Origin of the sequence: Ureibacillus massiliensis 4400831 = CIP 108448 = CCUG 49529, assembly GCF_000772965.1 — a bacterium.
GTDB classification, from domain to species: Bacteria; Bacillota; Bacilli; order Bacillales_A; family Planococcaceae; genus Ureibacillus; species Ureibacillus massiliensis.
The window spans coordinates 1-7967 of record NZ_JPVQ01000077.1 but is presented as its reverse complement, the minus strand read 5'-3'; the positions used below and the strand labels follow the sequence as shown (position 1 = coordinate 7967).

The 7967-nt window shown below is 34.0% G+C and carries 7 protein-coding genes; all 7 read left to right on the top strand.

Going from position 1 to position 7967, the window contains the following annotated elements:
* Window positions 1–55 precede the first annotated feature (55 nt).
* The 7 genes from CD30_RS18415 to CD30_RS18385 all read left to right on the top strand — a co-directional run bounded on the left by CD30_RS18415 (window position 56) and on the right by CD30_RS18385 (window position 7803).
* Window positions 56–685: a type 1 glutamine amidotransferase family protein gene (locus CD30_RS18415; RefSeq protein WP_036180387.1), complete on the top strand. Its 630-nt coding sequence runs from the start codon at window positions 56–58 to the stop codon at window positions 683–685.
* Between the two features lie 485 nt (window positions 686–1170).
* Window positions 1171–2595 (top strand): aspartate ammonia-lyase, encoded by a 1425-nt coding sequence (aspA, locus tag CD30_RS18410; RefSeq protein WP_408056820.1) that lies wholly within the window; start codon window positions 1171–1173, stop codon window positions 2593–2595.
* 558 nt (window positions 2596–3153) lie between these two features.
* A complete protein-coding gene (locus CD30_RS18405; protein WP_036180385.1) occupies window positions 3154–3477 on the top strand; it encodes a hypothetical protein in 324 nt (107 codons plus the stop codon).
* Between the two features lie 115 nt (window positions 3478–3592).
* The gene (locus CD30_RS18400; protein WP_036180382.1) at window positions 3593–4426 is read left to right on the top strand and encodes an SPL family radical SAM protein; all 834 of its coding nucleotides are present in this window, start codon (window positions 3593–3595) and stop codon (window positions 4424–4426) included.
* Between the two features lie 612 nt (window positions 4427–5038).
* The gene (locus CD30_RS18395) at window positions 5039–6310 is read left to right on the top strand and encodes an MFS transporter (protein ID WP_036180381.1); all 1272 of its coding nucleotides are present in this window, start codon (window positions 5039–5041) and stop codon (window positions 6308–6310) included.
* Window positions 6311–6473: 163 nt separating this feature from the next.
* Window positions 6474–6818 (top strand): PadR family transcriptional regulator, encoded by a 345-nt coding sequence (locus CD30_RS18390; RefSeq protein WP_036180379.1) that lies wholly within the window; start codon window positions 6474–6476, stop codon window positions 6816–6818.
* Window positions 6805–7803 carry an HAAS signaling domain-containing protein gene (locus CD30_RS18385; protein ID WP_036180377.1) on the top strand — a complete coding sequence of 333 codons (999 nt, stop codon included), beginning with the start codon at window positions 6805–6807 and terminating at the stop codon, window positions 7801–7803. The genes CD30_RS18390 and CD30_RS18385 overlap by 14 nt, the downstream gene beginning before the upstream one ends.
* Window positions 7804–7967: the final 164 nt, after the last annotated feature.

Below are 7967 nucleotides of genomic sequence, written 5' to 3'. Positions count from 1 at the left end.
ACTGGAAATTCTATCGGAGAGAGCTCTTACTACTAATATACGAGGAGGGTAAATTATGCACACAAAAAAAGTGTATCTTTATGTATTTGATACTATGTCAGACTGGGAGGTAGGTTATTTAATTGCTGAGCTAAACTCGGGAAGGTATTTTAAAAAGGAATTAGCACCTTTAGAAGTGGTTGCGGTAGGTGTTGATAAAAATCCTGTTACTACAATGGGAGGATTGAAAATACAACCTATTATTTCTATTGATGAGTGCATATTGAAAAATACTGATGTTTTAATTCTTCCAGGAGGGAATACTTGGGTAGAAGCACTTCACGAACCTATTTTGGAAAAAGCCTCCAAATCTTTAAAGGAAGGAATTGTTGTTGCTGCGATTTGTGGTGCAACAGTTGGTCTGGCAAAGATGGGGGTGCTAGACTCAAGAAGACACACAGGTAACAATTTAGAGTATTTGAAAATGGTTTGTCCTAATTATATTGGAGAAAAATATTATGAAATGGAGCCAGCAGTAACTGATGGGAATTTAGTTACTGCATCAGGAATAGCTCCGTTAGAATTTGCGATGCATGTATTGAAGGTGCTCGATGTTTTTGCACCAGAAACATTACATTCATGGTTCAATCTTTATCAGACTCATGAACAAAAGTACTTCTTCGAGTTAATGAATTCTATCAAATAGTTTATAAGTAAACCATAATACTAATGATAGTACTTAAACAAGTGTTAATTGAATCAGGGGTTGTTTTGAACGTAATTCCATATACCTAATGACACCTTGAGAGAAGTAGGGCTCAACTTCTTCCTGCTTCAGATAATGATGAATTAATATAATTTCAGATCCCCCTTTATGCAGCAAGCATAAAACTTCAGAATAAAAAGGTAGTAAGGAACAGGCAGGATTATGTCTGTTCCTTTTTTATCTTTTATGGAGATTAAAAAGGAATTAGCTGAGAATTCTAAACAGGGGCAACAACTAGCTATTTGTTATCCGTGCTTTTATTATTGTTCAACTGAAAATAGAAAACCTCTCCAAAAAAAATATCAAGATTTAGGAAAAAACAATTCTATTATCTATTGTTTTTGAATTTAATTTAATCTAATATATAGATGTGTTTAATCGAAAAAATAGATTAATTAACTAGATTGAGAAATGGAGATCATATTATGGTAACCTCAGAATTTCGTATTGAAAAAGATTTTTTAGGGGAAAAAGAAATTCCAAAAGATGCTTATTATGGAGTTCAAACGATGAGAGCTGTAGATAACTTTCCGATTACGGGGTATCGAATTCATCCTGAACTAATAAAGTCTTTAGGAATTGTGAAAAAAGCTGCAGCATTAGCCAATATTGAAGTTGGGATGCTACAAAGAGAAATCGGCCAATTTATTATCCAAGCATGTGAAGAAGTTGTTGCTGGAAAGTGGAATGACCAATTTATCGTTGATCCAATTCAAGGTGGTGCAGGCACATCCATTAATATGAATGCCAATGAAGTAATTGCTAATCGTGCACTTGAATTAATGGGAGAGGAAAAGGGAAATTATCAGCAAATCAGCCCAAATAGTCATGTTAATATGTCTCAATCGACGAACGATGCTTTTCCAACTGCAACTCATATCGCAGTGTTAAGCTTATTGAACCAATTATTAGAAGCTGCTAAAACAATGAAAAATGCTTTTGATTCAAAAGCGGAGGAATTTAGCGGAATTATAAAAATGGGTCGTACACATCTTCAAGACGCTGTGCCAATCTTACTCGGTCAAGAATTTGAAGCATATAGTCGTGTACTTTCTCGTGATATTGATCGAATTTCACTTTCAAGACAACACTTATATGAAGTCAATATGGGTGCAACTGCCGTTGGTACAGGACTGAATGCAGATCCACTTTATATTGATGCAGTTGTTCGAAATTTAAGTGAGATAAGTGGGTTCCCTTTAAATCGTGCCGAACATTTAGTGGATGCTACACAAAATACCGATTGTTATACAGAAGTATCTTCAACTCTAAAGGTTTGTATGATAAATATGTCAAAAATCGCCAATGACTTACGTTTAATGGCTTCTGGTCCTCGTGATGGATTATTTGAAATACTTCTGCCATCTCGCCAACCAGGTTCATCAATTATGCCTGGTAAAGTAAACCCAGTAATGGCCGAAGTCGTAAACCAAGTCGCATTTCAAGTAATGGGGAATGATTTAACGATTTCTCAAGCATCTGAAGCTGGACAATTTGAATTAAATGTTATGGAGCCTGTATTATTCTTTAATTTAATTCAATCTATTTCAATAATGAGTAATGTCTTTATGGTATTTACTGAAAAATGTTTAAAAGGAATTAAAGCGAATGAGGAACGTTTAAAACAGTATGTTGAACAAAGTGTTGGTATTATTACGGCTGTAAATCCACACATTGGTTATGAACTTGCTGCACAAATAGCAAAAGAAGCAATAGCGACTGGGGCATCTGTACGTGAGCTTTGTCTCAAATCAGGCGCTTTAACTACTGAACAGTTAGATAAAATATTAGATCCTTATGAAATGACACATCCAGGTATTGCTGGTGGACGAACTTTAGTGAAGAATTAAGTTTTTGAGTCTAAAAGAAATAAGTATTAATAGTAAATAAATTATTAACAAATGCGATCGCAAAAAACCTTTATTTTGGATTTGGAGAGAGAATACAACCAATCCATTATAAAGGTTTTTTTGTGAAATTAAGACGCTAAATATGTCTTATTTAAAAGGAGATATGTATTGGGGTTTGCAGATCAAATGAAAGTGATTCAAACAAAAGAATTGCGTCAAAAGATAGTTGAGATGGCTGAAGCAACTATAAATTTTTATAAAAACGACATGTGCTGATCGTTAGGGAGAATTCAATAATAAACCCATTCAAGTATGGAAATTTGTCACAATATAAAAGCCATCGAAGTAAACAACTTTGACTATATTGTTCTATGCTAGATTTTCTTTTTGAAATAAGTAACCTAGTGAAAGATTAGTATTATCGATGTATAAATAAATGTTGAATTTTTTAATCAATCGTATAAAATCGAGGACAAATGTTTTTTTCCTACGTTTAGCATATTTATTTTTAAGGGTAAAACTAATCTAATAAATTTAAGTTGAATAGGAGAAAAAACAATGCCAAGAAAATCTATACAAAACAACGAAGAATCTAATAATGAGGAAATAGTTCAAATAACACCGGATGATCAAAATAAAGAGGAAGTAAAGAATCTTACACGAATGCTAGCGTTCGTATTAGATTATTTGTCAGATGAAAATAACGAAGAAATCGATATTGGATACCTATTTGATAAAACTGAAGGTCTTCGTGAATGGTGGAATCAATATCAGGAAAGGAACAGGAAAAAAATTGAAGAAGAAATACGGGAATCTCTCAGTGAACTATCTTTGGAAGAACTCAATAGAATTCGTCAACAATTAAAAGAAAAACAGAATTAAATACGTTCAACTCAGTATGAGATAAGTGGGTTCAAGGATTATGATTACATAGACAAGAACTTCATTCAATTAGAGGACGTGAACTAGTTACTATAAATAGTAGGGAGCGGTATTGATGGGTATTGAATTTAATGAAATTTTAGCCAAAACAATACTTACCGAGGCAAAAGGCTATTTGGATGCTGGTTATACTCATTCATTAAATCCATATAGTGGCTGTGCATTCTCATGTAAGTATTGTTATGTAAGAGAAATGCCTATCCAAAAATTCAAAGGAATACCATGGGGAGAATGGGTGGACCTAAAAATGAACGCAGCAGAAAATTACAGAAATGAAATGATAAAACTTCGAAAAAAGAACAAACCTGTAAATATTTTCATGTCCTCTGCCACAGATCCTTATCAGCCGATTGAACGTAAAGCAAAGATTGTTCGAAAAATATTAGAAGAAATGATTGAAAACCCTCCTGATTTTCTTCAAATTCAAACTCGAAGCCCGCTCATTACCCGTGATATTGATTTGATAGTGAAGTTAAGAGAAAAATGTAAAGTTCTTGTGTCCATGACGATTGAAACTGATCGTGATGACATTAGGAAAGTTTTCGCCCCATATGCTCCAGGAATTCAATTGCGTTTAAAAGCAATAAAGGAAGTTCATGAGGCGGGGATACCTACACAAGCATCCATATCACCAGTGTTACCTTTTACTCCTGAATTTCCAAAGGTATTAGAAAAACTTGTCGATCATATATGGATTGATACATTAACTATTGGTGATGGGGCGATGGGGAAACGTTCGGAACGGCTAGGAATGCCATTATTATTTGAAGAACATGGACTTTCGAAGTGGTATCGGAAGGATTTACATCAAATGGTTGAGAAACATTTTAAAAAGTATCTTCCTCATCAGTTAATTAGGGTTTCGAAAGATGATGCTTTTTTAAGATAAAATGATAATTGAATGATTTAATAGTCGAGGCTGATTAGAGTGATAATGTCAAATGAGCGGAATATAATTAACTATTAATCAGTTTGATAAAATTGTTCTTATTTAAATATCCTGTATCAAAGGTAAAAAGAAGGATAAGTCTGGGAATTTTAAATCCCCAATTTTCATTTTTTCAGTAAGATTACGTAAATGCAAATCTAAATCCAGACAAAAAGAATGCAATTCATATCAGCGCTCCTAACAATAATAAATATGATCATATTACAGCAAAAAATAAATTGTTATGGCCAATAACCATATATTTAAAAGAAAATTGGGTTACAACAATCCTAATCTCATTGCCAGTCGATTTATATTGCATCTTAATATTTAGAACACTTTATAGTTAAAATAGTATTTTTTAGTTAGTACAAACAAAGATTCTAGTTTGTACTATTTTTTTATATTTATTATATAGGGGAATCTATGTGTTTGATTAAAGTGGAATATAAAAGTCAGAATTATAAAAAATATTCTCCTTCCTTTTTCGCCTAGGTTGTGAAACAATTTAAAAAAAAAAAAATGATTTCTTGGGGGGCTATTGAATGGAATTAATCAATGAGGAATATTACTATGCTAAGTAAAGCCTATGAAATGGATGAAAGTATAGTAGAATCTGAAGAAAAACAAAAGAAATTATTCAAACGTACATTAATCGTTGTAAGTATTTCACAAATCTTTGGTGGTGCAGGTTTAGCTGCTGGGGTTACTGTTGGTGCTCTTCTTGCACAGCAAATTCTTGGTACAGAAGCTTTTGCTGGACTTCCTACCGCACTATTTACTTTGGGATCAGCAGTCGCTGCTTTAAGTGTGGGCAGACTTTCACAACGATTTGGTCGTAGGATTGGTCTTACTGCAGGTTTTATGGTTGGGGGTCTTGGAGCAATAGGCGTCATCATTGCTGCAATCATAAGTAATATTTTTCTTTTATTTGCTTCGTTACTTATTTACGGCGCTGGGACTGCAACGAATTTACAGGCACGTTATGCAGGAACGGACTTAGCAAACAAACAACAAAGAGCAACGGCTATTAGTATGACAATGGTGTTTACAACATTTGGTGCTGTTGCAGGGCCAAACTTAGTAAATATTATGGGTGAATTTGCTCTTACTATTGGGGTGCCATCATTGGCAGGTCCATTTATTTTATCAGCCGCAGCCTTTATATTAGCAGGGCTTGTACTTTTCATCATGCTACGACCAGATCCGTTAGTTATTGCAAGAATGATCGAAACATCAAGTCAAATTAACATTCAATCAAAGCCTTTAATTCAATCAGAAATAGTTAAAAATAAAAAAGGTATCGTCGTTGGTGCGACGATTATGGTATTAACACAAATTGTTATGGTGGCAATTATGACCATGACACCAGTTCATATGATGCATCATGGTCATGGCTTAGGAGAAGTGGGTCTAGTCATTGGATTTCATGTTGGTTCAATGTATTTGCCATCATTATTTACAGGCATTTTAGTTGATAAGATTGGTCGTATTCCAATGGCAATTGCATCTGGAACGACATTACTGCTTGCGGGACTAGTTGCAGCACTGGCACCTGGTGATTCCATGATGTTCTTAATCATCGCATTATCTTTACTTGGTTTAGGTTGGAATTTTGGTTTAATAAGTGGAACTGCTTTGATTGTAGATTCAACTGATGCTTCAAATCGTGCAAAAATTCAAGGGACAGTGGATGTCTTAATTGCGCTTTCGGGTGCAGCAGGAGGCGTGATGTCAGGCGTAATTGTGGCAATGTCTAGTTATTCATCATTGTCTTTGATTGGAGGTATACTTTCCCTATTGCTTATTCCTGTTGTGTTCTGGACACGTAGTAAAGGTAAATAATTAAAAAGCGTTGATTCCATTTACTGGATATCAATGCTTTTTTTCTGTAAAAAAAAATTACAAATAGTAATATTTTTCAATTGTTTTAGTAACAATAATAGTGTACGATAAATAGTATAAGACGAATACTGTACGTCGTATAGTAAAACTGTGAGGTGAATACATGAGTAATTTATTAAATACATTAACAACCGAGCTTAGGAGAGGGACGTTGACTTTAGCAGTTTTAAGCCAATTGCGTAGCCCTCAGTACGGATATTCGCTTGTTCAGTTACTAGAGGAGTCAGGTATTGCTATTGATCAAAGTACATTATATCCATTGTTACGACGTTTAGAAAAACAAGAATTGGTTTCAAGTAGTTGGGATACATCTGAAAGCAGACCAAGGAAGTACTATGTTTTAAGTGAATATGGGGAAGAAATTTTCTTGCAGTTAAGGACTGAATGGTTTAAAAGTTCAAAGGAGCTTAATAGATTATTAAAGGAGGAAGATGATGGTTCTAATTAACATATATATACAGGAAGTTACTCGAAGACTACCTGAAAAAAATCGTGAGGATATAGCTCTTGAGTTAAGGTCGACTATTGAGGATATGCTTCCGAATGATTACAACGAGGAAGATGTATACGCAGTTCTTGAGAAATTAGGAAATCCAGTTGCGTTGGCAAATGGTTATCGCGATCAGCCCACTCATCTGATTGGCCCGCGTTATTTCGATATCTATATAACTTTACTTAAGCTTATTTTACCAATCGTTATCGTGATATCTCTTATATCAATGTTTATCGAATATCTAACTGGAATTACTGAAGAAGGAGCGTTCATAAATGTAATAATTGATGTTTTTTCTTTCGGAGTATGGAAAATTATTGAAACAGGAATACATGTATTTTTCTGGATAACAGTCGTGTTTGCTATCTTAGAAAGAACTGACACTGACAAAGGAGCACAACCATTAACAATAAGTCTTGAAAAATGGACTCCTGATGATTTAAAAAATGTTACGTATATTCCTAAGAAAAAAGCCATTTCAAAAGTAGAGGTTTTCGGCAGTTTGATGTGGACGGCTATTTGGGGAACAGTTTACTTTAATGCAAATCACTTAATGGGTGTTTATGAGGGGGGCAACGGTAGACTTGAGTTTGTTATGCCAGCATTGAATCAAGAGGTGTTAGTTCAATATTGGCTACTCATCGTGATATCCATAGGTTTTGAAATAGCATTGGCGATATATAAATTAATGAAGAGACAATGGACTAAAGCATTGGCAATTTGGAATGCAATACTTCAGTTATTTGCGAGTATACTATTTGTTGTGATTATTTCAAATCCGAATTTGATGGAGAAAGAATTTATATCATATATGATGAATTTATTTTCTATTACTGATGTCCAATTAAAAGGATGGATCATTTACGGTGGAATTTTCATCTTCATCGTATCAGCAGCTATTAGTGCGTACGATGGATTTCGGAAGGCAAGAGCAAGCTAGTAATAAATTGCGGTTAAAGTTTAACTTTTACTAAAAATACTTTATTATTAAAATAGGAAGTATTATCGATAATAAATTATATATAAAAAGAAGAGCATAGTAGCTCTTTTTTTTAATTGTGTGCCAGGCATGGCAACTATCTAGGTGGTGAAAGTCCACTGTGG